Genomic DNA, 25633 nt, shown 5'->3' on the forward strand with positions numbered 1-25633 from the left:
CGCTAGAGGCGGCGCGGCTCCGTGGCTCCCGACAGCGCCTGCTCGCCGGCGAACAGACGAGCGTAGAGTGGGTCGCGGGCCAGCGCCGTCCGGTGGTCGCCCACCGTCGTCACCATCCCATCTGCCATGACGGCAATCTGATCGGCGTGCTCGATCGTGGCCAGTCGGTGGGCGATCACCACGATCGTCTTGCTCCCGTGCATCTGCCGCAACGTCCGGCTCACGTGCTCCTCGGACAGGGCGTCGAGGGCGCTCGTCGGCTCGTCGAGGATCAACACGTCCGGGTCCTGGAGGAAGACCCGCGCGAGGGCCAGGCGCTGGCGCTGGCCGCCGGACAGCCTGAGTCCGCGATCGGCGATCATCGTCTCGCACCTGTCGGGGAGCGAGTCGACGAACTCCTGGAGCCCGGCCCGCGCGAGCGCCTCGGAGACCGCAGCATCCGAGCAGCCGTCGAGGCCGAAGGTCAGATTGTTCCGGATCGTGTCGCGAAACAGAACGGTGTCCTGGCTGACGAACCCGATCTTCCGCCGCAGCGACACGACATCGTACTCCTGGACCGGGACTCCATCGATGAGCACGCGCCCGCGCATCGGCTCGTAGAGGCGTGGAATCAGGTCCATGAGCGTCGACTTCCCCGCGCCGGACGGTCCGACGAGCGCCGTGGTCCGCCGCGCCGGGATGGTCAGCGACACCTCCCGTAGCGCGGGCACGGCGCCCGTGGGATAGGAGAATGTCACGCCGTCGAACGCAATGGCTTCTCGCACACCCTCGAACGGCCGGCGGCCGCCGGGGCTCTGCCGCGCCCGGTTCGCGTCGCGAATGAGCTGCTCGATCGAGCCAAGGCTGCCGGCCAGGGCCGCGAGCTGGTGGGCGCTGCCGTTGGCCCGCCGGATCACTGGCATCAAACGCAGGATGACGAAGCTGAAGAGGGCCAGGCTCGCGAGCGTCAGGCCGAGGGCCTCCACCGCCAGGAACAAGATGAGGAACGTGCCGAAGATGAGCAGCAGCTCGACCAGCGCCTCCATGCTCGCCTGGTTGCGCACGATCAGGGCGATGCGTGCCGCCAGCCCGGCGGACACCAGGCTGCCCTTCCGGGCTTCGACCTGCTCCTGTCCGGACATGCGGACCAGGCGGATGCCCGACAGCTTCTCGTCGACGATCGCGGTGTAGGCGTTGTTCAGCTCCGAGACCGCTTTGCCCAGCGCCCGTGCCGTCGGGAACTTGCCCCTGATGACGACGCCGCTCAGAATCAAGAGCCCGGTGACCAGACCGGTCAGCGGCGGGGACACCAGAACCAGCAATGCCACGTAGACGGCGATGAGCGCGGCGGCCGCAAGCAGCTCGGTGGCATGGAGGAGCCCGTTGCTCGCGCGTTGCGCGTCGAGCGTCAGCGCGTTCACGAGACGGCCGTGCCCGGCAGCGAGGTGAAAGCCGAAGTCCGCCTCGATGAAGCTCGTGAGCGTCTCGCTCCGCAGGCGCGCGCTCGCATCCCGCTGGATGTCGGCGGCGTACGCCGTGCGAACGTACATGAACAGCTGGCGGAGTCCGATCGGCACCACCGCAAGGAGAAGCAGAATCGCAAAGCTCGGAGCCACGCCGACGGTCGCACAGATCGCCGTCACCGCCCTCCAGTAGACGTTCGGTCTGGCAGGCAGGCCGGACTCGATGAACTGCAGGATGGGCAGCAACGACCCGACCCCGAACCCTTCGAACACCGCATACAGGAGAGTCAACCCGACGAGCACGACAGCCTTCCGAGGTCGCACGCGCAGCGAGCGGGCCAGGGCCGCTCGCGACGCGACCCGCCCCCTGAAGCCCCGCACCGTCCGCCGTCCAGTCACGCGTCCATCGCTCCCTCTCGCCGTCTAGCAGCTCTTCAGGAATTCCCGCGCCATCTCCCCGAGTCCGACCACGTCGTCGGCCGGGCGGCACACGTCGAGGATGGCGAGAGCGTAATGCTCCAGATCGGCTCGCGCCGAAGCGGGGTCGAACGCCTCGAGGTACTCGCGCATGCGCGCAGGCGCCGTCGAGTAGTCCCTGACGACCAGGACCGATTTCAGGATATCCCACGAGGCACCGCCGAAGATCACGACCGGCTTTCCCATGACGATGGCTTCGAGCCCTGCGGTACCGCTGATGGTCAGAACCCCGCACGAGCGGCGGATCGCCTCCTTGCCGTGAATCCGCGGCGACATGAGGCGCACGTTCGGGTAGCGCAGCATTTCCCGGTAGTGCGACAGCTTTCGGAGGTGCATCACCGGATGCTCCTTCACGTACACCATGTATCGCATGTCCACGGCGCGAGAGATCTTGGCGATGCACTCCACCTGATCTTGCTCCCAGTACGAGTAGAGCTTGAGGCCCGCCTCCGGTTCCTCATGCAGGGGGAAGTACAAGTACGCCTGCGACAGCTCTCTGATGTATGCGCGAGAGAACGCGCCCTGCGTGATCACCTTGCGGAATGCGCGGGTCACGCGATACGGCTGGAGTCCCGCGAGGCCGCGGCGCACCAGCGATCGAGCGCGCGGCGCGCCGAAGGCATAGGTGCGCGCCGTCAGGTTTCCGGCCGGCTCCACGAGCCGTCTCGCCGCGTCACGGCGCTCTTCAGCGGCTTCCCGGCCGTCGGAATACGCCTCGTAGACCTCCGGGACCCGCCAGAGGGTATCGCCGACGTCGGCGTTGACTCCCAGGTAGTTCCCGAGCCGGGTGGTCGAGAACCGGAACGACGGGATCCCCTGGCTCATGGCGTACGCCTTCAGCAGGAGCGCGCCGAGCTTGTCGGTCTCGGGTCCGTAGACGAAGTCCGGCTGGATCGCGCGGAACAGATCCTCGATCCCCACGAGTAACCCATCTGCGAGCGCCAGCAGCCGCCGCGTGTCCCGGGTGCGCGGCTCGTAGGTCAGTTCCCGCTGGCTGACGCCCCCCCCGAGGAGCTGTCCATCCGCGTGGAGCAGTCGCCAGATCCACGGGCCGTGAGCCGAATCTTCGAACCGCCGGAGCACCGACATGTCGGCGCGCGGGCGCGGCAGCGGCGGCGGGTTCGTGTACGTGACGATGCGGCTGGGCCGGACCAGCAAGCGATCGAGATTGCGTCCGGCGTCCCGTTCCCGCCGTAGCCGTGACCGATCCACGGTGAGATAGAGACCAATATCGGTGACGTTCAGCGCTTCGATCAGCTGATTGATCAGCTGCGTTTGCCGGTTCGAGAGCCGGGTGACGAAGATCGCTCTCATGGATCAACCGGTCGACGCGGCCAGGGCGATCTCCAGCACGCGCCGGGCATCCGCGACGTCGAGCAGTTCCGTGGAAGCGCCAGACAGGCAGTCGAGGAACTGACGCATCTCTTCTACGTACATAAGGTTGCCGTCGTAGGCGTCCTCGCGGTACAGGCTCTCCCATCGCCGTCGGTTCTTGTCGAAAAAGCGGACCTCGACGGCCTCCGGCGCCCGGCCCTGGCTCACCCAGACCACGATCCCGTTCTCCCCGACGACCTCGCACCCCCGGCTCTTGAACCACCGCAGGCAGTCAAGCTGTACCTGCGCCATACAGCCGGCCTCGAAGGAGAGCGTGAGAGAGGCGAAGTCCTCGGTCTCGATATCGAGCTCGCCGACCCGCGCCCGGGTCGCGTCGACCGCCTTGACCTCTCCCGCCAGCCAGCGCAGGTAGTCGATCTCGTGAATGCACTCGATCGTGAGACCGCCGCCCTGCCCACGGTGGCCGCTGTGGCTGAGCCGGTAGTCCTGCCCCGGCCGCCAGAAGGGCAGGTAGTGCCCATAGTGGGCCCTGAAGAACCACGGCCGGCCGACGGCAGCCCTCGTGAGCGCCGCGCGGATCTGGGCCACGCCGGGGTGGAACCGCATGTTGCACCCGACGATCACACGCTTCCCGGCCTGCGCGGCGACCTCGATGAGCTCCTCGGTCCCGTCGAGGGAAGTGGACAGCGGCTTCTCGACGAAGACGTGGGCCCCCGCTGCGATCGCCTGGCGGCTGACCGGGACGTGGAGGTGAGGGGGGGTGCACACGAGCACCGCGAGGGGCCGCGCCTGCAGGACCTCCTCGACCGACGCGACCCACTCGGCCCCGACCGCCGCCGCGAGCGACGCCGCACGATCCCTGTCCGAGTCGTAGAGCAGCAGGCGCTCGATTCCCAGCTCCCTCAGGTTCCGGGCGTGTCGCGACCCGATCGACCCGCATCCGATCAACCCGATCGAGTCGCCCACACCCCGTGCCCCGATCACCACGCGGTCAGGCCGCCGTCGAGAATCAGGTTCTGGCCGGTGACATACGACGACGCGTCGGACGCGAGGAACACCGCGAGCCCCTGGAGGTCGTCCGGCAGGGCCATGCGCCCGAGCGGTGTCCGGCCGCCATACCGCTCGAGGAAGTGTGGTTCCTGGTTGTTGAAGAGGCCTCCAGGGCTGACGCAGTTGACCCGGATGTTGTAGGGCGCCCAGTGGACGGCCAGATACCGCGTCACCTGGATGATCGCCGCCTTGCTCGCACCGTACACGATCGCGTTCGCCCGCTTCGTCCCCTCGTAGATCCGCGGATCAGGGGAGACCGTCCCGTAGATCGAGCCCACGTTGATGATGGCCCCCCGGCGCTGCTCCTTCATGGGGCGGCCGAAGGCCATGCAGCAGAAGAAGGTCCCGCGGACGTTCACCGCCATCACGGCGTCCCACGTCTCGGCATCGAGGTCCTCGGCAGCGAGGGTCGCCGACCGCCCGGCGAGGTTGAAGAGGACGTCCACGGTGCCGTGGCGGGCCACGACCAGCTCGGCGGCGCGCTCGACGGAAGCGCGCTCGATCACGTCGAGCGTGACCACGTCCAGCCGCCCCTCGTCGAGGCCGCCCAGGCGCTCCCGGACGCGCTCCGGCTGCCGCCCGGCGCAGACCACCCGCGCGCCATGCTCCAGGAGCGCGGCGACGATCGGCCGGCCCAGGCGACCGGAGCCACCCGTGACCACCGCCACCTTGCCCTCGAGAGAAAAACGCTCCTTCACGATCCCTTCATGAGGGCGCGGGCGATGCGGAGGTCGAGCTCCTCGTCGATGTCGAGCGACTTCTCGCGCGGCATGTAGAACCCGGCGCAGCGGGGGCCGTAAAACGTCCCCTGCTGCCGCACCACGCCCACCCGGCCGATCTGAATGGCCCCCGAGGGGCAGTACAGCCGCTCCATCTCCTGGCTCCGCCGCATCGGTGTCTCCGGCCACGCGCGGACGAGGAACTCATGGTCCTCCCGCAGCGCCCATTGCGGCGGGTGGGGGAAGTCCGTGACCGTGACCAGCGTGTCGGCGCCCGATGCCTCGTAGCGCTGGACCGCCGCCGCGATATCCCCCGCGCCGCAGAACGGGCACGTCACCTGCAGGACCACGACGATCTCGTCGTCCGGGACGGGCCCGATGACCTCGAGGTGATGAAACAGCACCTCCATCCGGCTCACGGCGTCGGTCGCCAGGGCCGCGGGGCGCCGGTACGGGACGCGAGCTCCGTACGCCCGGGCGAGCTGGGCGATCTCGTCGTCCTCGGTCGAGACGTCCACGGTCCGAAACAGGCCGGAGCCCAGCGCCGCCTCGACGGTGTATGCCAGCAGGGGCTTCCCGGCGATCTCCTGCAGGTTCTTGCGCGGGAGCCGCTTGGAGCCGCCCCGGGCCGGGATCAGACAGAGCACGGGGTGCCCGCCACCCGTTCCCCTGGAGTCACGACGCCAGGTCTTCCCACGCGAGAATGGAATCCGCGGGGCGCGCCTCCCGGAGCCGGCGTCCCACGACCAGGCCCGCGAACTCCGACGCGATGCCGAAGCCCGGGCGCTTGTAGGTGATGTCATCGGCGGTGATGATGTCTCCCGCGGCCTTGTCGCGGGTGAGCGTCACGCTCCGGCGCATCTTCTTCAAGCCGTCGCGCTCCTCGCCCGGCATCATCCGCCAGCGGTCTCCGCTCAGCGCGCGCTCCACCTCGCGGAGGCACACGATGAAGTCCTCCAGCTCCTTGGGCTCGATCGACATGACGTGTTCGATGCTCGCCTGGTGACGGTCCAGCGTGATGGTCTTCTCGATCATGTGGGCGCCCAGGGCCAGCGCGGCCACGTTCATGTGGATGCCCGGCGAGTGGTCGGAGAATCCGATCGGGAACGGGAACGTCCGCCGCAGGAGCTCGATGCTCCTGAGCCTCACCCCTTCGACCGTGGCCGGGTAGCCCGACGGGCAGTACACGATGACGATCTGCTCGTTCCCCGCCTGGAGGCACGTCTCGACGGCGCGCTCCAGCTCCCCGAGCGTTCCCCGCGTATCGAGCAGCACCGGCAGCCGGGTCTCCGCGGCGTACCGGATCAGCGGCAGGCAGTTCATGTCCCCGCCCGCGATCTTGATGCAGGGGGTGCCGGCCTCGATGAGCAAGTCCACGCTTCGCGGCGAGTCCGGCGTCGAAAAGAACGTGATCCCCTGCTCCCGCGCGTACCGCGCCAGCTCGAGCCATTCGGGGTCCGTCAGCTGCCTGCGCCGGAGGATCGTGGCCAGGTCTTCCTGGACGCTCTTCGTCGTCGTCGTGTACGTGACCGCCACCGGTTGCGACGACATCAGCCGATCGACGAAGATGGTCTGGAACTTGATCGCGTCCGCACCGGACTTCGCGGCCGCCCGCACGAGCTCCTTGGCCGACGCCAGGCCTGTGTGGGTCGCGCCGGCCTCGAAGACGAGATAGGCGGGGTTCCCGTCTCCGAGCGTGCGGTCGCCGATTCTTACCTGGACTCCCTCAGTGCCCATAGGTGCCCGTCCTCCCGCTCATTGCGCGTCGCCGTCCTCGTACTGGAGCTGCACGCGTACGTAGACACGATGTCCCCCCTCCTCGAAGTAGGCGCTCGGATATGGCGGAAACGTCCGGGCACGCAGGACATCGAGCAGGTCTCGGGCCTTGTAGTCGCGATCGAGGTCGATTCGATCGATCCGCTCGACCTCCTTCAACGCGTGATAGGTCCCGGCGGACGCATCCTGTGGCATGCGCCTCAGCTCCCCTCGCTTGAACCGTGGCCACGCCTCGGTGAACAGGTCGAAGGAGGCGGTCTCGAGCTTCCGGTACAGCGTCTCTCCCGTGTCGATCGGCTCGACCGCCACCTCGCGCTGTACCACCACGTCGCCCGTGTCGATCCCGATGTCCATGTAGTGCAGCGTCACCCCGGCGGGGGCCCTGTCCACGATGCTCCAGACATTGGGGTACGCTCCGCGGTTGTGCGGCAGCAGCGCAGGGTGGAGGTTGATGCACCCCTGCGGGAACGCCGCCAGCAGGTCCGGCTTGAGGATATGGCCGAAGAGCACGGACACGCCGAGGTCGGGCTCGAGCGCGCGAATGGCGCTCAGCGTCTCGGGCCCGATCAGATCCGGACCCTCGAAGACCCCCCGGGCGTCCACGCCGGACGCCGCGACGATCTCATTCCGATAGCGCTGGCGCTCCATGGTGTGGACGACCAGGCCCACGATCTGCTCGCCCTGGCCTCGCATCCACTCCAGCACGCGCCACGCCAGCCGGTTGTTCCCCATGAACAGGATTCTCATTGCCGCGTCACCGCGCACTGGGCGCACCGAACGGCCCGTGGGGACAGCGTTGCCGCCACTCATCGCTGAAGAGGGCCCCGTGGATCACGTCAACCTCCTCCCCGTTCCAGAGATGGTGGCGCACGCGCCTGCCGTCCTCCCGCATGCCCACCCGCTTCATGAGATTCAGCATCGCCACGTTCGGCGCAATCGTGCCCGCGGTGACCTTGCGCATCCCCGCGACCCGGAAGAGGAAGTCACACACGGCGAGCCAAGCCTCCGCCGCATAGCCCCGACCCTGCGCGGCGGCTTGGCCGACCAGGATGCCCACGTCCGCGACGCCGTGGCCCGGGTCCGTGTACGCGGTCATGGTCCCGATGTAGCCCAGCCCGTCGCCCCGCACGACCAGGGCCCAGAAATAGTTGGCCGTGCCATCGAAGGACTCCATGTATGCTCGGCAGCTCTCCCGGGTATGCCGCCGATGGCGCTGTTCGCTGAAGCGCACGATGGTCGGGTCGTTCAGCCACCCCAGGTACCCGGACGTCACGTGTTCCAGTGTGAAGGGCGCGACCCGCACGCGCGGCGTCTCGAGCACCGGCGACGTCGCCACTGTCACCGTCCGGTGTGTGCGCGGATCCAGTTCATCACCGGCGTGATGGAATCGGCCGGGATCGTCTCGATGAACGGTCGCTGGCGCTCGACGAGGGCAGCGCGAGCGGCAGGGCGCCGGATCACCTCTGCGAGCACGCGCTCGGCCTCGGCCGGGTCGGTCAACGTCGGCGCAAAGCCCAGCCGTCCCGCGATGAAGCCGTTGTCCCGAGCCAATCCGGGCTGGACACTCAAGACTGGCCGACCGAGCACGATGGCTTCGAGCAACAGCGTGGAGGTCATGCCGGTCACCACATCCGACCACAAGATCCAACGATACGGTTGCTCCTCCCCACCGAGGACCTGGACCGCCAGCCCGGGCTGCCGGGGATACCTCTCGAGGCGCTGCCGGAAGGCTTCGACGTCCTCGTACGGGTGGCACTTCACCATCAGCCGGACCGGTCGGTCCCCGCGCGCTGCGACGGCCGCGGCGCGATAGACGAGATCGAAGGCGTCGAACTCGTCGAACCCGAACGCGGCCTGCACCCCCCGCGCCACGTCGCTGGCGATGCACTCGCTGACGAACAGTACCCGCGTCCCGCCGCCGTCCCCCGGCACGTCCGTCGTGGCGATGAGCTCGTCGCGCCGCTCGATGAGCGGCGAGAGCCACGGGTGCCCGGTCACGATGATCCGCTCCGGCGGGAACCCGAGCAGGGCGAGGTCACGGGCCTGCGTCGCATCCACAGCCCCGACGTGGTCGGGATGGCCGGCGGCGAACCGCTCCGACAGGTTCGCCCACGCATCGTTCAGCGCCAGCGACGGGCACCCGTCCCGCCGCGCGACCTCCCAGAGTCCCGCCTCGAATGCCGCGTAATGACTGGTGCCGGTGACGAGGGCGTCGGCAGGGGAAGCCGTCCACGCCTCCGCCATCTCCGCGAGGTCGAAATCCTCGCTGAACTCGCGCGTGTCGAGGCCGCCCCGCCTGAAGATCGCCGTCGCCCGGGGGAGGGTCCACACGTCGAACGTGAACGGGAGGTCAGCCCCGCAACGGCCGAGGAAGCCGGCGATGACGTTCGCCCCCCCGGGATCACGCGCGGCGAATCGCACGTGCGCCATCGTCCTCCATCATCGCGAGCTCGTCACGGTGCGCCCAGACCTTCTCGAAGGCGTGACAGATCTGGTCGACCCAGGGGGTCCGCAGCTCCTCGTAGAGGAGGCTGTGAAAGAACACCTCTTCCTGGTACAGCCGTTCCGTCACGGGACAAAGCCCCGATCCGTACTTGCGGCCGTCCTTGCCGGACCACTCCGCCTGGTAGAGGGGCTGCAGGTAGAGGGGGCGGCAGTACCCCTCGAAGCACTCGACGCCCTCGGCGGCCAGCGCGCGCACCACCTGGCGCCGGCTCATGCCCGCGGCGGCCGGATCGATCCGCATCATGTAGGTGTAATAGACGTGCGTTCGGTCCGGCTTGACGAGCGGCACCGTGAGCCCGGGCAGGGCGCCGAGGCGCCGGTCGTAGACGCGAGCGTTCTCCTGGCGCGGCGTGGTGAGGCGCGCGAGCTTCCTCAGCTGCTCCCGGCCAATCGCCGCCTCGATCTCGCCCAGCCGGAAGTTGAAGCCCAGGAGGCGCTCCGCTTCCCGCGTGATCCCCATCTCCTCCACCACGCCCTCGCCGTGGTTGCGGATGAGCTGCAACCGCAGCGCGAGCGCGGCATCATCCGTGCAGCACACGCCGCCCTCGCCCGTCTGGATCGTCTTGTGACAGTTGAGGCTGAAGACCCCGATGTCGGCGAGGGTCCCGGCCCAGCGCCCCTTGTACAGGGCGCCTGGAGCCTGGGCCGCGTCCTCGATCACCCTGATTCCGCGCGGCCGGGCGAGCGCCAGCAGCTCGTCCAGGTCCGCGGGTTGCCCCGCGAGGTCCACGACGATGATCGCGCGGGTCCGGGGCGTGATGCAGGCCGCCACGCTGCGCGGGTCGAGATTGAAGGTCGCGGCGTCCAGATCCGCGAACACCGGCGTCCCTCCGAGGACTCGCACACAGCTGGCCGACGCGCTCATCGTGAAGGGCGACACGATGACCTCGTCGCCGGGGCCGATGCCGCACGCGCCCACCGCGGCGATGAGTCCGCTCGTCGCGCTGTTGACCGACACGGCATGCGCCGCCCCGAAGGCATCCGCCCATTCCCGCTCGAACGCCTTCACCTCGGGCCCGCCCAGGAAGTTGGCTCCGGCGGAGCCGAAGAAGGCGCTCAGGACGCCGCTCGCGACGACCCGGCGCGCTGCCTCCGCCTCTTCCGGCCCAAGGGAGCAGTACCGGGGGATTGGCCCCGGGACCGCGCGGGGGCCACCGAGGAGAGCTAGCCCGTCCATCCCGTCCTCACCGGCCGGCGCCCACGGTATCGAGGATCCGCGAGACCGCGACTGCGCGCTCGACCCCTCGCTCGTCCCCACTTCCGCTGTTCGCGACCCTCACGAGCTCCCGGAACACGTTCAGCATCGCCTGCCAGTCGGGCTGTTCGGTCGGGGCGTCCGCGAGGGGCACGAGACCACAGTATCCCTCGAATTCCCGGAGGGGGAACGCCCTGAACCACTCCACCCGCTGCTCCGAGTCGAGCACGCGGATCCTCCCGGCCTCGAACAACAGATCCATTTCCATGGGAGCGTACTGGGTGCCGGGAGTCGGGAGGAAGAGCGCGCGCGCCTCCGTCGAGCGGAACCGCAGCTCGAACAGGGGTGCCTCGTCGTCTCCGGCCAGGCGCGCGGCATGGTCTGGCCCGCCCAGCATCTCGAGCACCCGCTCCAGGAGGTGGGAGGCGTTGGCCACGGCCGAGCCGTAGTAGCGGACCACGATGCCGTGCACGGGTCCGAACCTCCCGCCGGCGCATTCACGGACGAGCTGCTGGTAGAAGGGGTCGTAGGCCCGGAAGTAGTTGACGAGAACTGGCCGGCCCCAGGCGCGCGCGCTCCGCGCGATTGCGGCAGCCTGGTCGCCGGTCGAGGCCAGGGGTTTCTCGAAGAGCGCCGCACGGATGGACCCGCACGCGATCAAGGTCCGCAGGGTGGACTCGCGCTCCGTGGGCGGCGTGCAGACACTCACGATGTCGGGCTGCGTCGAGGCCAGCAGGCGACCCAACCGAGCATCCGCTGCGCCGATTCCCCAGCGCCGCGCGAAGGCCTCGGCTCTGGCGCCGTCGAGGTCGCAACAGCCGACAACGTCCACGCCCAGCTTCCGGTACGCGGCGACATGCGTGAGGATAGCGTCGCCGTGCCCCTCACCGTACCCGCCGGCGATCCGACCGCACCCGACGATCACGGCCCGCATCTAGAGGGCCATCTCGAGCAACTCCTGGGTCGCCGCCCCTCCGGACGACGGGAACGAAAACGCGTCATCCATCCAGGTATTCTTCGCGACGAGATCCGGTCGCTGGTCCAGGAAACCGATGATCGTCGCGGCACTGAACGCGGGGTCGGCGGAATACAGCGCGGCAAAGATGGCGCGCACGACCTCGAGATCCTCGCTGTAGTCCACGCAGAGCCGGTAGGCCGGCCGGTTCAATGACGACGGCGCGGTCACGTTGAGCAGCCGATACCGGTCGGGGTGCCGATAGATGAAGCTGGTGACGTTGAGCCGATCCTCCGGATCCTGCGCCAGCCGCTCGACGTCTGCCAGCAGGTCCACGGAATACACCTGAACGTCGAAGCCGATCGGGAACGTCAGCACGTCGAGGACGTTGGCGACGTAGTCGAACCCGCCCTTCACGTAGCGCCTCATCACGGCATCCACGATCGCGGGGTCGATCAGGGGGCAGTCGCCGGTGATCTCGACGATCGCGTCGGCGCTCACGGACGCGGCGGCCCCGAGCACCCGCGAGAGCACGTCGTCCACCGCCCCCCGGAACACCGCCGCCCCCTGCTCTCGCGCAATCCCCGCCAGCTCGTCGTCCAGCGCCTGTTCCGTGGTCGCCAGGCAGACGACGTCCACCTCTGTCGCCCGCTTCAGGCGCTCCAAGAGGCGCGCCAGCATCGGCCTGCCCAAGATCGGCCGCGCATTCTTGCCGGGCAGGCGGGACGACGCCATTCGCGCCTCGACCGTCGCCACCACCCGCATCGCCTGCCGTCCGACCGGCGCCCGAGCCGGTATCGGCTAGGGCGCCCCTTCAGGCGCCGCCCCGAGCTCTTCGAGGTGTCCCCGCAGCTCCTCGGGCGTCAACATCCACGGTGCCGTGTTGCTGACGTACTCGAACCCCGGCGGCAACGGCTGACCGTGGGTCGATGGGTCTCCGTCGGACCTCACGCCCCAGAACCTGTGCTCAGGCTCGATCGTGTAGAAGGTCTTGAACTCCCGGGTGCGCGGCGCCTCCTCGCGCGTGATCAACTCCTCGTGCAGCTTCTCGCCCGGCCGCATGCCGATGACCTCCCATCGAGCCTCCGGCGCGATCGTCCTGGCGAGATCCTCCAGGCGCATCGCCGGGAGCTTCGGCACGAAGACCTCCCCGCCCTCCATGCGACCGACACAGTCCATCACGAACTGCACCCCCTGCTCCAGGGTGATCCAGAAGCGCGTCATCTCCGGAACGGTGATCCGGATCACGCCGTTTCGCCGCGCCGTCAGGAAGAGCGGGATCACGCTGCCCCGGCTGCCGAGGACATTGCCGTACCGTACGCAGGAGAACCGGGTCGCCCCGCCACCGACGTAGGAATTCGCCTGAATGAACAGCTTCTCGGCGACGAGCTTCGTCGCGCCGTAGAGGTTGATCGGCCGCACGGCCTTGTCGCTGCTCAGGAAGATCCCACGCTCGATGTCACAGTCGATCGCGGCGTCGATCACGTTCGCGGCGCCATCCACGTTGGTCTTCACGGCCTCGATCGGGTTGTACTCGGCGGTGGGGACCTGCTTCAGCGCGGCCGCGTGGACGACCACCTCGACGCCCCGCATCGCCCGCCGCAGGCGCTCCCTGTCGCGGACGTCACCGATGAAATAGCGGACCCGGTCGTCGTCGATCTCCCGCTGCATCTCCAGCTGCTTCAGCTCGTCCCGCGAGTAGACCCGGACCACCTTCGGATCGTGGTCGCGCAGTGCCACCTCCACGAACTTTCGACCAAAGGATCCGGTCCCGCCGGTCAACAGGATCGTCTTTCCCCCAATCGCAGAAATCCCCATACGCCTCCGTTTGCGGGCGCGCCCCGCTAGCCGACGGGATAAGACCTTGTGCTACGCACGTGTCCGTGACAGCCGCATGCAGACCGCTTCGTGTCCGCGGAGGGCACTGGACCCCGCGTGCAGGAAGCCGGCCCGCTCGAACGCTCGGATGGAGGCCTGATTGGTCGGCTTGATGTAGGCCAAGACCTCCGACGCGCGCGTCGCTCCGAGAAACCGGGCCGAGGCGATCCGGAGCGCCGCGGCGCCATATCCTCTGCCCCTCCGCTCCTCATCGATGACGATGGCAACCTCAGCGGTACCGTCTGATCCCACCTCGAACCTGACGAACCCCACGGGACATCCGTCTTTCTCGGTCACGATGTAGAAGTGGCAGTCACGATCCGCTCGCTTCGTCCTGAACCACTCGACGTGCGCCTTCCATGGGATCGGATCGGTCTCGAATGAGACCTCCCTGACCTCGGGCGCGTTTGCCCACCGCCAGAGCAGGGCGCAGTCCTCGTCGTGCACCGCCCGAAGGCGCAGCACCGGCGCCGTGCCAGTTCTGAGTGGCCTCGGCATCGCGTTCCTGTCAGGGGATTCGTGAGGATGCTCGGGCGAGGATCTCATGCTACCCACGGTCGGGGCGGCCCACGAGGCCAGCCTCGCCAGACGCGCGGAACAGCCCCCGGGCGTGTCACTCACCTCACGGGGGATCGCCTGGGGCGGGACCCGCCCACTGAACGCCTTGCGCGTCAGCCACCGGAGACCCGTCCAGTCCACCGTTGCCCACCCCACCATCGCGACCCGCCTGAGTGCTGCGCACGTCCCGCGTCAGTTGCTTCCCTGATCGGCCGTCGGGATGGACCTCGCCGGCACGCCGAACCGCCCGTTCCTCCGCCGGTCCCAAGTACCCCCGGGATGCCATCGCGTCCAGGATCTTCCCCACGCTCTCCTCGGGCGCCTCGCGATCGGTCTCGACAACAACCTCCGGGGCCAGCGGCGGCTCGTAGGGATCCGAGATCCCCGTGAACTCCTTGATCTCCCCGGCGAGCGCTCGTCTGTAGAGCCCTTTGACGTCTCTCCGGATGCACTCGGCAACATCGCACTTGACGTAGACTTCGATGAAACGCCCGATCTCGGCCCGCACCTCTTCTCTCGCAACGCGGTACGGAGAAATCAGGGCAGCAATCGCGATCACCTCATTCCGCGCCAGGAGCTGCGCCACGAAGGCAACCCGCCGGACGTTCTCGTCGCGATCCTCTCGACTGAATCCGAGGCCTTTCGTGAGCCGCAGGCGGACAGCGTCTCCATCGAGACACTCGACCCGCCGCCCCCGCCCGCGCAGCTCCGTCTCCAGGAGGCGGGCAAGTGTGCTCTTCCCGGCAGAAGGCAACCCCGTGAGCCACACGACGCAGCCGGGACACAAGATCTTTAGTTCCCTCCACTCCCTCTGACGCCTGGTCTCAACGGGCAGGCCTCCGGCCCTTCACTTACAGGCGGCTGATGCGCCCAGGGCCGCGCTGGCAGTGATGATATCCCATTCCCCCGCCGCCCCAGCGACAAAATCTCCACCAACCAGTCGCTGGTCGCTGCCCCCCGGGATTTCGGCGCGGGGGGCGTCTCGGGGCGTTGGGAATCCACAGAGCGTGGCGCGCTCGCCATCGCTCGCGACACCCCCCCTCCCACCACTTGTGCGTCTCCTCCCCGAATGAGTACAAGATCGTGTGGTCGGGGCGTGCGGCGTGGAAATGTTGCTTCGTCCTCCGATCGTTCTCGTATCTTAGTCGCATGCCCCGCGCGCGCCCTGCCCGGCCTTGGCGATCGCTCCGCCTGTTCGCGCTGTCGGTCGCACTGCTCGCCCATCCCGCGCTCCTCCCCGGCGCGCTCCATGCCGAGGACCGCACGAACGTGCCGCTCAAGAACTGGGGGGGGTTCGCTCTCCACCGACACGCCCTCTACGACGACCTCGAGCGCCTAGTCGCCAGCGGGCTCACCGATCGGACGCTTCTCAACACCAAGCCGCTGAGCCGTATCGAGGCCGCGCGGATCGTCGCGGGCGCCATCCGCAAGATTCGCGGCGACGAAGCGGGGACCTACAACGGGCGCCGTGACCTCGAGCCCGTGCTCGACCGGCTCATGGACGAGTTGCGCCCTGAGCTCCTGGAGCTCGGGGCGCTCCGACGGGATCAGGCGGCCGCCCGGACATCGTGGGTGTCCTTCGTGCCGATCGATCAGGCCCAGGTCGGTCTCGGCTGGGCGAGCCGCCACTTCTCGCTGCTCAACAGCCAGGGGCGCGCCGTCGAGCAAGGGGCCAACGGACTCGCGACGTTCGATACCCGCCTGCAGGTCGGCAGTGTCCTGACCTTCTATGCGCAGCCACAGCTCCTCGGCAACGAGGAGTACGGCGCGGCGCGGCTCGCCACCGGTTATGCCAAGCTCACGCTCTACAATATCGAGCTCCTGGTTGGCCGCGACAGTCTCTGGTGGGGGCCCGGGCTCAACGGATCCCTGATCCTCTCGAACAATGCGGCCCCCCTGGACCAGATCCGCCTCTCCTCGGCGGAGCCGTTCCTGCTGCCCTGGGTCGGCGAGTGGGTGGGGCCGACCAAGCTCCTCTTCTTCCTCGCGCAGCTCGAGGAGCGCCGCGACCATCCTCGCGCCAAGCTCGCGGGAATGCGGGGCACGATCTCGCCCGTCCGCGCCCTCGAGCTCGGGCTGAGCCGGGCGGTGATGTTCGATGGCGACGACCGCCCGCGCCCGGACGCTGGCGCGTACGGACAGATCCTCTTCGACCCCCCCGCCGGCGACGTGCGGACGGGTCCGAATGTGAAATTCAGGAACAACAACCTCTTCGCGATCGACGGGGAGCTGAGGTTCCACGATGTGGACCGGTACCTCTTGCCCAGCCGGGACCTGCGGCTCTACGGGGAATTCTCGTGGGACGATACCTGCTGCAACGACAACTTCTTCACGTCCAACGTCCTTCCGAACGGGAGGACACTCGGGGGGCTCGCCGGCATCCATCTGCTCGGGCTCTTCGGCCGGGAGGGGCTCGACGCCCGGTTCGAGTGGGTGTCGACGTCATCACGCTCCTATGTTCACGATCAGTTCTACAGCGGGTACTGGACGCGCGGCAACGTCATCTCCCACTTCGTCGGGACCGATGGCACGAGTGCCTTCGGACGCGTCACGCAACGCTTCGGCCAGAACTTCATGCTGGGATTCGGGCTGGAGCGGGCTGAGGTCGGAAGCACGGTCGCGCGGGCGGCCCTTCCGCGGCAGCGCCGGCTCGGCGGGGGCATCGATGTCTCCTACCGCTTCTGGGAGCGCTACTCCGTGTTCGGCCAGTACGTTGTCAGCGACGTCGAGAACCGGGACTTCGAGGTCGGCAATAACGGCCTGGACCATCTCCTCCGGCTCGAGCTGACTCGCTCTTTCCGCTAGCCCAAGTCTGGGAGTCCGCCGGTCTCGGGCCAACCCGCTCGGTCGAGTCAAGCAGGCCGTCCCGGTGCCGTCAGTCGTCGCGGGCCTTCTCGAGCCGCCGGACCAGCTCCTGGAACGAGGAGGTGCGGATGACCCGGTCGAACTGCGCCCGGTAGTTGGCGATGAGGCCGATGTTTTCCACGAAGACGTCATAGACCAGCCAGCGGCCGCTTCGGCTGAGCATCTTGGTCTCGACCGGCACCTCCGTCCCCCGCTTCGTGAGGACCCGGGCCCGCACGGTCGCGTGATCGCCCTCGACGGACTCGCCGAGGTAGCGCACGCGCTGTCCGCCGTAGAGATCGACCTTGGTCACGTAGGCGCGCTCCAGCAGGTCGACGAAGAGCCGCACGAAGCGCTGCTGCTCGTCGGGCGTGAGCTTCGTCCAGTGGATTCCCAGCGCCCGCCGGCCGGCCTCCACCGAATCGAACATCTCCACGGCGGCGCTGCGCACGGCGGCCCGGCGCGCCAGCCGTCCGTCGGGACCGCTGTGTCTCGGATCCTCGATGATGGCGATGATGCGGTCCGTGTACTGCTGCAGCTGCTGCATCGGGCCCGCCGCCTGGCCCGGGACGGCCAGCGCGAGGAGCGCGACGAGCAGGCCCGTCACGACGAGCCATCGACGCATTCGGGGTCCTCCTCTCTTGGCCCGTCCGAGGGCGCTCCGCGCTCCTCGGGCCAGCGGCCCCCGCCCTTCCCGCACCCCACGACCCTGAGTCGCCAGCCCGGGGCGCGATCCCGGCACCCGGCCGGGTCTCATGGAGCCCGCCCCTCGATGCGGAGCGTCGAGGGCAAGCGCCGGGCGGAGATCCGGTCGGTCTTGGCGGCCTCATAGCGGCCCCTCCACCACAGCGCCCAGAGGACTCGCCACGACGCGCGAGTGGCGAGCAGCCAGTAGGTTTGACAGCGAAAGGTTCCGAGGAGCTTCTCCTGGAGGCTCTTCCGGCGGAGATCGACGGACCGCGGCAGGAAGGGGTGGAGCTCCTCGATCAGCGTCTGGGTAACGATGCCCCCCACCCAGACCGTCAGCAGCAGCGACAGCGTCGGCGCGCCGATCGCCAGATAGAACAGCGTCGGGTGCTCCTGGCGGTAGACGTAGGCCAGGTACCAGCCGAGCCAGCCCGTGAGCGGATAGACGAGCGCCGCGACGGGCCACTCGACGACCTTGTTGCCCACGTGGCGGACAAGCTGAGCCAGGTTGAAGGGTGTCGACCGCTCGCGCCAGGTGCGGCGCAGGAAGGCGATGTCGTCGAGGACGCCGAGGTACCAGCGGGCATTCTGGCGGATCACCTTCTCGGAGGTCTCGGGCAGGTCGGTCAGCTCGACCATGGGCATCGCCTGGATCAGCACCCCGCGCGCGCCCAGCGCGTAGCCCAGCGTGGAATCCTCGGTGGCGCCGGAGGTGGGAAAGCCGCCGAGGGCACGGAGCACGTCGAGGCGGACGAACTGGTTGTGGCCGAGACAGATCTGGGAGCGGCGGAAGAAGAGCTCGAAGGCCGGGCGGAGCACGCGCGCGAGCCGCGGGGCCCGCTCGCGCAGGCGGGCGAAGAAACGCACGCGGCGGACCTCGTTGATGAGCCGCGCGATGGAGACCCGGATGAAGATCGAGGACTGTTGGATCGCGCAGATCTTTCCGCGGATGTCGAGCGCGGCGTAGTTCGCGAGGGAGACGGTGACACCCTGGTAGGCGAGGGCACCCGCACCGGCCATCTCGCGCTGGGCGATCCAGCGGTACGTGTCGGGATGGGGGATGGAATCGGCGTCGCTCACGCCCACGAACACCTGCTCGGCTGGCACGTCCTCGCCGAGCGCCTCGCGCAGAATTTCCGGGCGCAGCGCCCAGTTGAGCTGGTGTGCCTTGCGCCCCGGTCCGGGCATGGCGACATGCAACAGACGCCGCTGCTGACAGGGCGGGAGGCTCGCGCGCAGCCGCCGTACCAGCTCACGCGTGCTCGCCTCCATGGCGGGGTGCGGGGTGCGGTCCTCCTCCTCCTTGGTGACGACCACCACGTGGAGCCGGCCGTTCGGGTACCGGGAGGCGACCAGCGCGCCCACCGTGCCTGCGATCTCGGGCTCCTGGTAGGCGGGGACGAGGTGTAGGAACACGGGTGCCGCGGCGGCGCGCTCGAGGGCCGCCTCCGTGGGCAGCTCCGGGAGCCGGGCGTAGGCCTCGCGGACGAAGCGCACCGTGGTGAGCATGCCCTTCCAGTCCAGGGCGAGCTTGAACGCCGCCCGGATGTTGAGCAGGAGCGCGACGAAGAAGAACGCGGGGATCAGAAGCTCCATGAGGGGACCTCAGCCTCCGGGCGTGGGGGGCAGCTTGAAGACCTTCTCGCCGGGTTTGACGAGTCCGAGGGATTCACGGGCGAGTTGCTCGATGTAGTCGGGATCGCTGCGCAGGCGATCGATGGCCGCCGAGAGGCGGCCGGCCTCGGCGCGGAGCGCGGCGATGTCGCGCTCGAGACGCTCCACCTCCTGTGTCATCTGCCAGACGCGCGCGAGGCTCGAGCCCCCGTAGGCGAGGAGGAGCAGTGCCCCCGCAGCCAGGCACCCCGCGACGGCCACCCGCCCGGTCACCGCGCGCCGCCCCGGAAGGCCGCCCGGCCCGGCCACACCGCCGCCGTGCCCAGCTCCTCCTCGATGCGCAGGAGCTGGTTGTACTTGGCGATGCGCTCCCCGCGCGCCAGCGAGCCGGTCTTGATCTGCCCCGCGTTCACGGCGACGGCGAGGTCGGCCACGAAGGTGTCCTCGGTCTCGCCGGAGCGGTGAGAGATCATGGTGCCATAACCCGCGCGCTTGGCCAGCTCGATGGCCTCCAGCGTCTCGGTCAGCGTCCCGATCTGGTTCACCTTGACGAGGATGGCGTTGGCGAGCCCGTCGCGGATGCCCTGCTGGAGGATGGCGGGGTTGGTGACGAACACGTCGTCGCCCACGAGCTGGATCCGTGACCCGAGCCGGCGGGTGAGCGCGCGCCAGCCCTCCCAGTCGTCCTCGCCCAGCCCGTCCTCGACCGAGCAGATCGGATAGCGCGCGAGCAGCGTCTCGTAGAGCGCGATCATCTCCTCGCTGGACTTCTCGGCCCGGTCGGCACGCAGGCGGTAGCGGCCGTGCTCCCCGAGCTCGCTGGCCGCCACGTCCAGCGCCAGCAGCACGTCCTCGCCCGGGCGGTACCCGGCGCGCTCGATGGCGCGCAGCACGAAGTCCAGCGCCTCCACGGTGCCACCGAGGGTCGGCGCGAAGCCCCCCTCGTCACCGACGCCCGTCGAGAGCCCCTGGTCCTTGAGGAGCTTGCGCAGGGCGTGGAAGATCTCCGCGCCCGCGCGGAGCGCCTCGGCGAAGGAGCCCGCCCCCGCGGGCACCAGCATGAACTCCTGCACGTCGAGGCCGTTGTCGGCATGCGCGCCGCCGTTCAGCACGTTCATGAACGGCACCGGCAGCACGCGCGCGCCCGGGCCGCCCAGGTACTGGTAGAGCGGCAGCCCGGCGTCGTCGGCCGCCGCGCGGGCCACGGCCAGCGAGACGCCGAGCAGCGCGTTGGCGCCCAGCGCGGACTTGTTGGGCGTGCCGTCCAGCTCGAGCAGGGCGCGATCCACGGCCGCCTGCTCGGAGGCCTCCATGTCCTCGACCTCGGGGGCGATCACCTCGATGACGCCCTGCACGGCGCGGCGCACCCCCCGGCCGAGGTAGCGGGCGTTGTCGCCATCGCGCAGCTCAACGGCCTCGCGCTTGCCCGTGGAGGCGCCGGACGGCACCATGGCGCGGCCGAAGGCGCCGGACTCGAGCCAGACCTCGACCTCCACCGTGGGGTTGCCCCGGGAGTCGAGGATCTCGCGGGCGTGGAGCGTGCGGATCTCTGACACGGTCAGGCCCTCCGCGCCGAGACGGACTGCTCCGCCACCATGCCCGGCCGAGTGACGAGCCAGACGAGGCCCCGCAGTGCGAGCCGAAGCCGCAGGCGAGGCGAGCGGCCATGGACACGCTGGCGAGCGGAGCGAGCCGGCGCCGGCCGGAGGTGTACGTGGGTGTACGCCGAGGATCCGCGGCGACCGAGAACGACGTATGGCGACGTCGATCGGGCGGGCATCAGGCCCTCCGGTCGAGGACGAAGCGGCCCAGCGCCCGGAGTGCCTCGGCCGCCGGCCCGAAGGGCTGGAGCACGCCGCAGGCCTCGGCCATCAGCGCCTCCGCCCGCGCGCGCGAGGCCTCGAGGCCGTGGAGCGCCGGATACGTCGCCTTGCGCTGCGCCTGGTCCTTGCCCGCCGTCTTGCCCAGCTCGGTCGTCGTGCCGGTCACGTCCAGGAGATCGTCCACGATCTGGAAGGCCAGACCGAGGCTCGTCCCTGCCGTCGCCAGCGCCTGCATCTGGGCCGCCGTGGCACCGCAGAGCGCGGCGCCGGCGCGGATCGAGGCGCGGATCAGCGCCGCCGTCTTGCGGAGATGGATGCCGTCGAGCGCCTCGGGGGTCACCAGGCGCCCCTCGGCCTCGAGGTCAGCCACCTGCCCGCCCACCATGCCGTCGCTGCCGGCGGCATCCGCGATCTCCGCGAGGACGTCCCGCAGCACGCGGCCGTCCATGCCGGGGCGGACGTTCTCGGCGACCAGCCGGAAGGCCCGGGTGAGCAGCGCATCCCCCGCCAGGATGGCCATGGCCTCGCCGAACACCTTGTGGCTGGTGGGACGGCCGCGCCGGACGTCGTCGTCATCCATGGCGGGCAGATCGTCGTGGACCAGCGAGTAGGTGTGGATCAGCTCCATCGCGCAGGCGGTGGGCATCACGTCGTCCATGCCGCCGCCCACGGCCTCCGCCCCGGCGATGACCAGCACCGGGCGCAGGCGCTTGCCGCCGGCGAACACGCTGTAGCGCATGGCCCGGTGGAGCGTCTCCGGCGGCGCCGACTCGGGGGGGAGGAAGCGCTCGAGGGCCTCGTCCACGGCCCGGGCCCGCTCCTTCATGTACGCGTGGACGTCGAGGCTCACGCAGGCGCCCCCTCGTCCCACGGAAGCGGCTCGGTCTTGAGCAGACCGGACTCGTCCCGGGTCAGGAGCTCGATGCGCTTCTCGGCCGCCTCGAGGTACTGGGCGCAGCGCCGCGCCAGCCCCACGCCCTCCTCGAAGGCCCGGAGCGATTCCTCCAGCGGCAGGTCGCCCGCCTCGAGCGTGTCCACGATCTGCTCGAGCCGCTGCAGCGTCTCCTCAAACTTGATGTCGCTCATCTCGCTCCTTGACGTCGGTGACGCGGGCGCCGAGCACGCCCCGGGCCAGCAGGATCTCCACCGCGTCACCGGGCGCGACCTGCGCCGCCCGCCGCACCACGGCCCCGGAGGCCAGCCGCGTCAGGCTGTAGCCGCGGCCCAGCACGGCCAGGGGCGAGAGGCTCTCCAGCCGCCCCGCCGCCGCGGCGAGGCGGTGCCGCGAGGCCGTCACGCGGTGGGAGACGGACGAGGCGAGCCGCCCGCGGAGCTGCGTGAGCACGGCGACCCCGTGAGAGATCCTAGCCAACGGGTGCAGTGAACTCAAGGCGTTTCTGGCCAGCTCCACCCGGTGAGCAACTCGCCGGTGGCTCGCTCGCCCCGCGGCGCGCAGGCGCAGCCCGAGATCGTCCACGCGGCGGTGGAGGTCGCGGAGCGCGCGAGCGGGATCGCTGAGGACCCGCCGGCGCGCCAGCCCCTCTACGCGCTCGCGACGACGGGCCAGCTGCCCCGCCATCGCGGCCTTGAGCCGAGCGTAGGCGTCGGCGACCGACCGGATCACCGCGAGCTTCTCCCGCACCACCAGCTCGGCCGCGCCCGAAGGGGTGGGTGCCCGGAGGTCGGCCACGAAGTCGGCGATGGTGACGTCCGTCTCGTGGCCCACGGCGGAGATGACCGGGACGGGGCAGGCGGCGATGGCGCGTGCCACCCGCTCGTCGTTGAAGGCCCACAGGTCCTCGATGGAGCCGCCGCCGCGGCCGACGATGACGACGTCCAGCCCCGGCACCTCCGCGAGCGCCCGTAGCGCCTCCACGATCTCGGCCGGGGCCTCTTCCCCCTGGACGCGCACCGGAGTCACGAGGATGTGCACGTCGGGGAAGCGGCGGCCGATGATGGTGAGGATGTCGCGGATGGCGGCACCGCTCGGAGAGGTGACGATGCCGATGGTGCGCGGGAAGGCCGGTAGCGGACGCTTGCGGGCGGGATCGAAGAGCCCCTCGGTCTCGAGCCGGCGCTTGAGCTGCTCGAAGGCCAGCTGCAGCGCGCCGAGCCCCTGGGGCTCCATCAGCTCGACCACCAACTGGTACTCCCCGCGCGCGGCGTAGACGTCGAGGCCGCCGAAGGCCAGCACCTGCAATCCGTCCTCGAGGTCGAAGCGCACGCGCCTGCCGCGCCCCTTGAAGAGCACGGCGCGGAGCTGCGCGTCCTCGTCCTTCAGCGTGAAGTAGGCATGGCCGGAGGCCGGCAGGCGGAGGTTGGAGATCTCCCCCTGCACCCAGAGCGCGGGGAAGTCCTCCTCGAGCTGCGTCTTGATGCGGGCGGTCAGCTCGGAGACGGTGAAGACCGCCCGCTCAGCCACGTCCCGCGCTCACCGGGAGAGCGTCTGGCGCGTGGCGGCGAGGAGCGTGTTGCGCATGAGCATGGCGACGGTCATGAGGCCCACCCCGCCCGGCACAGGCGTGATGGCGGAGGCCCGCGGCGCCACCGAGGCGAAGTCCACGTCACCCACGACCTTGCCCGTCTCGAGGCGGTTAATCCCCACATCGATGACGACGGCGCCCTCCTGGACCATGTCGCCCGTCACGACGCCGCGGCGGCCAGCCGCCACGCACAGCACATCCGCGCGCCGGCAATGGGCCGCGAGGTCGCGCGTGCGCGTGTGGCACATCGTGACGGTGGCATGCCGCGCCAGGAGCAGCTGGGCCAGCGGCTTGCCCACCAGCCGGGAGCGGCCCACCATCACCGCCTCGGCGCCCTCGAGCTTGATGCCGTAATGGTCGAGGATCTCGAGGCACCCCGCCGGCGTGCAGGGCACCGGGCCCGGCGCCCCGGTCAGGAGTCGCCCGAGGTTCATCGGGTGCAGGCCGTCGGCGTCCTTGTCCGGCGCGATGGCGCTCACCGCCTCGTCCTCGTCCATCCCCCTGGGCAGCGGCAGCTGGAGCAGGACGGCGTGGATGGCCGGGTCCCGGTTGATGGCCTCGATGGTGCCGAGCAGTCTCTCCCGCGAGCACCCGCCCGGGAAGAGGTAGTCGCGCGAGGCGATGCCCGCCTCGGCCGCCGCCCGCTTCTTGTTGCGGACGTAGATCTGCGAGGGCGGGTCGTCGCCCACCAGGATCACCGCCAGCGTCGGCGTGACTCCGGTGCGCGCCAGGAGATCGGCGGTGCCGGCCTTGACCGCGGCCAGCACCTTCGCCGCCACGACCTTGCCCTCGAGGAGCTGCACGGCACGGGCCCTCAGGCTGGAAGCGGCACGCGCAGGCGCTCGATGGAGAGCGCCCGGCCGCTGTCCGCATCGATGCGGAGCACGGCGCCGTGCAACGCGGCCGGGCCCTTCGCGGGCTCGAACTTGTTCGGCATCTGGGTGAGGAAGCGGCCGATGGCCAGCGCCGGCTCCACCCCGATCACGCTGTCCACGGGCCCGGTCATGCCGAGATCGGTGATGTACGCCGTCCCCTGGGGGAGCAGGCGCTCGTCGGCCGTCTGCACGTGCCGGTGAGTCCCGACCACGGCGCTCACCCGCCCGTCCAGGTACCAGCCCATGGCCTGGGTCTCGCTGGTGGCCTCGGTGTGCATGTCCACGAGGACGATGGGCGTCTCCTGGCGAAGCCGCGGGATCTCCTCGTCCGCCTTCCGGAAGGGGCAGTCGAGGTGCGGGAGGAACACCCGCCCCATCAGGTTGAGCACCGCCACCTTGTGGGGGCCCGCCTTGACGACGATGGAGCCCGTGCCGGGCGTCCCCGGCGGGAAGTTGGCGGGGCGCAGCAGCAGGTTCTCCTTGGCGATGTACTCGATGATCTCCTTCCGGTCCCAGATGTGGTTGCCGGAAGTCATCACGTCCACGCCCTGGTCCAGAAAGGCCCGGGCGATCTGCGGTGTCACGCCGAACCCCGCGGCCGCGTTCTCGACGTTCACCACCGCCAGGTCGGCCTCGTGCTGCTTGCGGAGCCGGGGCAGCAGCGCCTGGACGGCCCTCCGCCCCGGCTCGCCGAACACATCGCCCACGCAGAGCACGGTGAGCGGGCGCGCCATGGCTACTTGGCCACCTCCACGGCGCGCGTCTCCCGGATCACCACCACCTTGATATGGCCGGGGTACTGCATCTCGGCCTCGATGCGCTTGGAGATGTCCTTGGCGAGCTGGTGGGCGTCGAGATCGGAGATCATCTCGGCCTTGGTCATGACGCGTAGCTCGCGCCCGGCCTGGATCGCGTAGCACATCTCCACGCCCTTGTAGGACATGGCGATCTGCTCGAGCTTGGCGAGCCGCTTGATGTAGCTCTCGAGGACGTCCCGGCGGGCCCCGGGGCGGGCGGCCGAGATGCCGTCGGCGGCTTCCACGAGGACGGCCTCGATGGTCTCGGGCTCCACGTTCTCGTGGCCGCACAGCGCGGCGTTGATGACCTGCGGGGACTCGCCGTACTTGGTCAGCACCTGGAGCGACAGCTCCGGGTGGCTCCCCTCCTGCTCGTGGGTGAGCGCCTTGCCGATGTCGTGGAGGAGCCCCATGCGCTTGGCGAGCTTGACGTCGACCCTGAGCTCGGCGGCCATCATCCCGGCCAGCCACGCCACCTCCTTGGAGTGCTGCAGGCAGTGCTGGCCGTAGGAGGTCCGGTACTTGAGGCGCCCGACCAGTCGGACCAGCTCCGGGTGGAACCCGTGCACGCCCACCTCGAAGCAGGCCTTCTCCCCCTCCTCCTTGAGCTGCAGCTCCAT

Annotated in this window: 26 protein-coding genes; 1 reads left to right on the plus strand and 25 read right to left on the minus strand. The window is 69.7% G+C overall.

Going from position 1 to position 25633, the window contains the following annotated elements:
- Positions 1-2: 2 nt before the first annotated feature.
- From HYV93_01565 to cysC, 15 genes are all read right to left on the minus strand, one after another.
- Positions 3-1841 (minus strand): ABC transporter ATP-binding protein, encoded by a 1839-nt coding sequence (locus HYV93_01565; protein ID MBI2524646.1) that lies wholly within the window; start codon positions 1839-1841, stop codon positions 3-5.
- Between the two features lie 24 nt (positions 1842-1865).
- On the minus strand, positions 1866-3233 hold the full coding sequence (locus HYV93_01570) for a hypothetical protein (protein ID MBI2524647.1): 1368 nt from the start codon (positions 3231-3233) through the stop codon (positions 1866-1868).
- Positions 3234-3236: 3 nt separating this feature from the next.
- Entirely contained in the window at positions 3237-4241 is a 1005-nt protein-coding gene (locus HYV93_01575) for a Gfo/Idh/MocA family oxidoreductase (GenBank protein ID MBI2524648.1), read from the minus strand.
- A complete protein-coding gene (locus HYV93_01580; GenBank protein ID MBI2524649.1) occupies positions 4235-5002 on the minus strand; it encodes an SDR family oxidoreductase in 768 nt (255 codons plus the stop codon). The genes HYV93_01575 and HYV93_01580 overlap by 7 nt, the downstream gene beginning before the upstream one ends.
- On the minus strand, positions 4999-5670 hold the full coding sequence (locus HYV93_01585; GenBank protein ID MBI2524650.1) for an acylneuraminate cytidylyltransferase family protein: 672 nt from the start codon (positions 5668-5670) through the stop codon (positions 4999-5001). Before HYV93_01585 ends, HYV93_01580 begins: the two co-directional genes overlap by 4 nt.
- Before the next feature lie 28 nt (positions 5671-5698).
- On the minus strand, positions 5699-6760 hold the full coding sequence (locus HYV93_01590) for an N-acetylneuraminate synthase family protein (protein ID MBI2524651.1): 1062 nt from the start codon (positions 6758-6760) through the stop codon (positions 5699-5701).
- An 18-nt stretch (positions 6761-6778) separates the two neighbouring features.
- Positions 6779-7546, minus strand: a complete 768-nt coding sequence (locus tag HYV93_01595) for a formyl transferase (protein ID MBI2524652.1) — start codon at positions 7544-7546, stop codon at positions 6779-6781.
- A gap of 7 nt (positions 7547-7553) precedes the next feature.
- Entirely contained in the window at positions 7554-8135 is a 582-nt protein-coding gene (locus tag HYV93_01600; protein ID MBI2524653.1) for a GNAT family N-acetyltransferase, read from the minus strand.
- 2 nt (positions 8136-8137) lie between these two features.
- The gene (locus tag HYV93_01605) at positions 8138-9229 is read right to left on the minus strand and encodes a hypothetical protein (GenBank protein MBI2524654.1); all 1092 of its coding nucleotides are present in this window, start codon (positions 9227-9229) and stop codon (positions 8138-8140) included.
- Positions 9201-10481 carry a DegT/DnrJ/EryC1/StrS family aminotransferase gene (locus HYV93_01610; protein ID MBI2524655.1) on the minus strand — a complete coding sequence of 427 codons (1281 nt, stop codon included), beginning with the start codon at positions 10479-10481 and terminating at the stop codon, positions 9201-9203. The genes HYV93_01605 and HYV93_01610 overlap by 29 nt, the downstream gene beginning before the upstream one ends.
- A 7-nt stretch (positions 10482-10488) precedes the next feature.
- The gene (locus HYV93_01615; protein ID MBI2524656.1) at positions 10489-11433 is read right to left on the minus strand and encodes a Gfo/Idh/MocA family oxidoreductase; all 945 of its coding nucleotides are present in this window, start codon (positions 11431-11433) and stop codon (positions 10489-10491) included.
- Positions 11434-12210 carry a glycosyltransferase family protein gene (locus HYV93_01620; GenBank protein MBI2524657.1) on the minus strand — a complete coding sequence of 259 codons (777 nt, stop codon included), beginning with the start codon at positions 12208-12210 and terminating at the stop codon, positions 11434-11436. It abuts the gene before it with no gap.
- Between the two features lie 45 nt (positions 12211-12255).
- On the minus strand, positions 12256-13272 hold the full coding sequence (gene pseB / locus HYV93_01625; GenBank protein ID MBI2524658.1) for a UDP-N-acetylglucosamine 4,6-dehydratase (inverting): 1017 nt from the start codon (positions 13270-13272) through the stop codon (positions 12256-12258).
- A gap of 51 nt (positions 13273-13323) precedes the next feature.
- Positions 13324-13779, minus strand: a complete 456-nt coding sequence (locus HYV93_01630) for a GNAT family N-acetyltransferase (GenBank protein MBI2524659.1) — start codon at positions 13777-13779, stop codon at positions 13324-13326.
- Positions 13780-13954: 175 nt separating this feature from the next.
- Entirely contained in the window at positions 13955-14725 is a 771-nt protein-coding gene (gene cysC, locus HYV93_01635) for an adenylyl-sulfate kinase (GenBank protein ID MBI2524660.1), read from the minus strand.
- Positions 14726-15039: 314 nt separating this feature from the next.
- On the opposite strand from cysC, the gene HYV93_01640 reads away from it, so the two are divergent.
- Positions 15040-16695 carry a hypothetical protein gene (locus tag HYV93_01640; protein ID MBI2524661.1) on the plus strand — a complete coding sequence of 552 codons (1656 nt, stop codon included), beginning with the start codon at positions 15040-15042 and terminating at the stop codon, positions 16693-16695.
- 70 nt (positions 16696-16765) lie between these two features.
- Here HYV93_01640 and HYV93_01645 read toward each other — a convergent pair whose 3' ends face one another.
- The 10 genes from HYV93_01645 to HYV93_01690 all read right to left on the minus strand — a co-directional run.
- Positions 16766-17359, minus strand: a complete 594-nt coding sequence (locus HYV93_01645) for an ABC transporter substrate-binding protein (GenBank protein ID MBI2524662.1) — start codon at positions 17357-17359, stop codon at positions 16766-16768.
- 128 nt (positions 17360-17487) lie between these two features.
- A complete protein-coding gene (locus HYV93_01650; GenBank protein MBI2524663.1) occupies positions 17488-19017 on the minus strand; it encodes a glycosyltransferase in 1530 nt (509 codons plus the stop codon).
- 9 nt (positions 19018-19026) lie between these two features.
- The gene (locus HYV93_01655; protein ID MBI2524664.1) at positions 19027-19308 is read right to left on the minus strand and encodes a septum formation initiator family protein; all 282 of its coding nucleotides are present in this window, start codon (positions 19306-19308) and stop codon (positions 19027-19029) included.
- Positions 19305-20591 (minus strand): phosphopyruvate hydratase, encoded by a 1287-nt coding sequence (eno, locus tag HYV93_01660; GenBank protein MBI2524665.1) that lies wholly within the window; start codon positions 20589-20591, stop codon positions 19305-19307. The genes HYV93_01655 and eno overlap by 4 nt, the downstream gene beginning before the upstream one ends.
- Before the next feature lie 223 nt (positions 20592-20814).
- Positions 20815-21684 carry a polyprenyl synthetase family protein gene (locus HYV93_01665; protein MBI2524666.1) on the minus strand — a complete coding sequence of 290 codons (870 nt, stop codon included), beginning with the start codon at positions 21682-21684 and terminating at the stop codon, positions 20815-20817.
- A 20-nt stretch (positions 21685-21704) separates the two neighbouring features.
- Positions 21705-21944 (minus strand): exodeoxyribonuclease VII small subunit, encoded by a 240-nt coding sequence (locus HYV93_01670; protein ID MBI2524667.1) that lies wholly within the window; start codon positions 21942-21944, stop codon positions 21705-21707.
- Positions 21925-23280 carry an exodeoxyribonuclease VII large subunit gene (locus HYV93_01675; protein ID MBI2524668.1) on the minus strand — a complete coding sequence of 452 codons (1356 nt, stop codon included), beginning with the start codon at positions 23278-23280 and terminating at the stop codon, positions 21925-21927. The genes HYV93_01670 and HYV93_01675 overlap by 20 nt, the downstream gene beginning before the upstream one ends.
- A 9-nt stretch (positions 23281-23289) precedes the next feature.
- A complete protein-coding gene (locus tag HYV93_01680; GenBank protein MBI2524669.1) occupies positions 23290-24144 on the minus strand; it encodes a bifunctional 5,10-methylenetetrahydrofolate dehydrogenase/5,10-methenyltetrahydrofolate cyclohydrolase in 855 nt (284 codons plus the stop codon).
- Positions 24145-24155: 11 nt separating this feature from the next.
- Complete coding sequence (locus tag HYV93_01685) at positions 24156-24950, minus strand: TIGR00282 family metallophosphoesterase (GenBank protein MBI2524670.1); 795 nt, start codon at positions 24948-24950, stop codon at positions 24156-24158.
- 2 nt (positions 24951-24952) lie between these two features.
- Positions 24953-25633: HDIG domain-containing protein (locus HYV93_01690; protein ID MBI2524671.1), on the minus strand; the 681-nt coding region annotated here is incomplete at its 5' end.

The sequence above is a fragment of the Candidatus Rokuibacteriota bacterium genome (assembly GCA_016188005.1).
Taxonomy (GTDB): domain Bacteria; phylum Methylomirabilota; class Methylomirabilia; order Rokubacteriales; family CSP1-6; genus UBA12499.

Excerpts from the sequence above, each read along its gene's own strand:
- HYV93_01570 (MBI2524647.1), bottom strand. The coding sequence starts at position 3,233 with ATGAGAGCGATCTTCGTCACCCGGCTCTCGAACCGGCAAACGCAGCTG.
- HYV93_01590 (MBI2524651.1), bottom strand. The coding sequence starts at position 6,760 with ATGGGCACTGAGGGAGTCCAGGTAAGAATCGGCGACCGCACGCTCGGA.
- HYV93_01595 (MBI2524652.1), bottom strand. The coding sequence starts at position 7,546 with ATGAGAATCCTGTTCATGGGGAACAACCGGCTGGCGTGGCGCGTGCTG.
- HYV93_01605 (MBI2524654.1), bottom strand. The coding sequence starts at position 9,229 with ATGGCGCACGTGCGATTCGCCGCGCGTGATCCCGGGGGGGCGAACGTC.
- HYV93_01610 (MBI2524655.1), bottom strand. The coding sequence starts at position 10,481 with ATGGACGGGCTAGCTCTCCTCGGTGGCCCCCGCGCGGTCCCGGGGCCA.
- HYV93_01615 (MBI2524656.1), bottom strand. The coding sequence starts at position 11,433 with ATGCGGGCCGTGATCGTCGGGTGCGGTCGGATCGCCGGCGGGTACGGT.
- pseB (MBI2524658.1), bottom strand. The coding sequence starts at position 13,272 with ATGGGGATTTCTGCGATTGGGGGAAAGACGATCCTGTTGACCGGCGGG.
- HYV93_01640 (MBI2524661.1), top strand. The coding sequence starts at position 15,040 with ATGCCCCGCGCGCGCCCTGCCCGGCCTTGGCGATCGCTCCGCCTGTTC.
- HYV93_01645 (MBI2524662.1), bottom strand. The coding sequence starts at position 17,359 with ATGCGTCGATGGCTCGTCGTGACGGGCCTGCTCGTCGCGCTCCTCGCG.
- HYV93_01650 (MBI2524663.1), bottom strand. The coding sequence starts at position 19,017 with ATGGAGCTTCTGATCCCCGCGTTCTTCTTCGTCGCGCTCCTGCTCAAC.
- HYV93_01665 (MBI2524666.1), bottom strand. The coding sequence starts at position 21,684 with ATGAAGGAGCGGGCCCGGGCCGTGGACGAGGCCCTCGAGCGCTTCCTC.
- HYV93_01670 (MBI2524667.1), bottom strand. The coding sequence starts at position 21,944 with ATGAGCGACATCAAGTTTGAGGAGACGCTGCAGCGGCTCGAGCAGATC.
- HYV93_01685 (MBI2524670.1), bottom strand. The coding sequence starts at position 24,950 with ATGGCGCGCCCGCTCACCGTGCTCTGCGTGGGCGATGTGTTCGGCGAG.